Annotated in this window: 1 protein-coding gene; it reads right to left on the bottom strand. The window is 73.9% G+C overall.

The genetic code is table 11. The annotated features are described in order from the left end of the window. Nucleotides 1-1464: gamma-aminobutyraldehyde dehydrogenase (locus tag LVY72_RS24035; RefSeq protein WP_237827464.1), on the bottom strand; the 1464-nt coding region annotated here is incomplete at both ends.

Genomic DNA, 1464 nt, shown 5'->3' with positions numbered 1-1464 from the left:
CGGAACACCGTATCGTGCCAGTCCTTGCGGGCGGCGGTGTCCCGGCCGAGCATGACGTGCTTGACGTTGGTGTACTCCTCGAAGGAGTAGGCGGAGAGGTCCTTGCCGAAGCCGGAGGCCTTGTAGCCGCCGTGCGGCATCTCCGAGACGATCGGGATGTGCTCGTTGATCCAGACGCAGCCGGCCTTCAGTTCGGCGGCGGCGCGCAGCGACCGGTCCAGGCTGCGGGTCCAGGCCGACGCGGCCAGCCCGTAGGGCGTGTCGTTGGCCAGGGCCAGGCCCTCGTCATCGGATCCGAAGGGCAGCGCGGCGAGCACCGGACCGAAGACCTCGGCCTGGACGATCTCGGAATCCTGCGCGGCGCCGGCCACCAGGGTGGGCCGGTAGAAGGCGCCGGCCGCCAGGTCCTGGCCCGGTGCCCGGCCGCCGGCCAGGACCTGCGCCCCGGCGGCCCGGGCGCGCTCGACGAAACCGGCCACCTTGTCCCGGTGGGCGTGCGTGATCAGCGGGCCCAGGTCCGTGTCCTCATCCGCCGGGTCCCCGACGGCCACCCGTTCCATCAGCTCGGCCACGCGGTCGGTGAAGGCATCGAACAGCGGGGCCTGGACGTAGGCGCGGGTCGCGGCGGTGCAGTCCTGGCCGCCGTTGATGATCGCCCCGGCCACGGCGCCGTGCGCGGCGGCCTCGACGTCGGCGTCGTCGAACACCACGAACGGGGCCTTGCCGCCCAGCTCCAGGTGCACGCGCTTGGCGCCGGCCGCGGCCAGCGCCATGATCTTCCGGCCGACGGCGGTGGAGCCGGTGAACGAGGTCATCGCCACGTCCGGGTGGGTGACCAGGTGCTCGCCGATGCCGGCGCCGGTGCCGGTGACGATGTTGACGACGCCGTCCGGCAGGCCCGCGGCGGTGGCCGCCTCCGCGAAGAGCAGGGCGGTGCCGGGGGTGAGTTCGGAGGGCTTGAGCACGATCGTGTTGCCGGCGGCGATGGCCGGCAGGATCTTCCACGCGGCCATCTGCAGCGGGTAGTTCCACGGGGCGATCGAGCCGACGACGCCGATGGGCTCGCGCCGGATCATCGAGGTGCCGCCGGCCCCGTACTCGCCGGCGGCCAGTCCGGACAGCTGCCGGGCGGCGCCGGCGAAGTAGGCGGCATTGTCCACCGTGCCGGGCACGTCGAACCCGGCCGCGAGCCGGATCGGCTTGCCCGTCTGCGCGCTTTCGACGGCGGCCAGTTCCTCCGCGCGGCGGGCCAGCTCGCCGGCCAGCCGGTGGATCGCCTCGGAGCGTTCGCCCGGGGTCGTGCGCGACCAGGCGCGATAAGCGCGCCCGGCCGCGGCGACGGCGTCGTCCACGTCCTGCACGTCGGCGTACCTGATGGTCTCGGCCGGCCCGCCGGTCACCGGGCTGATCCGCTTGGCCTCCCCGCCGCGGCCCTCGCGGTAGCGGCCGTCAATGAACTGGTGC

Origin of the sequence: Arthrobacter hankyongi, from assembly GCF_022012395.1 — a bacterium.
In the GTDB taxonomy this organism is placed as follows: Bacteria; Actinomycetota; Actinomycetes; order Actinomycetales; family Micrococcaceae; genus Crystallibacter; species Crystallibacter hankyongi.
Note: the sequence above shows the minus strand (reverse complement) of the source record. Positions and strands in the feature narration are given on the sequence as shown.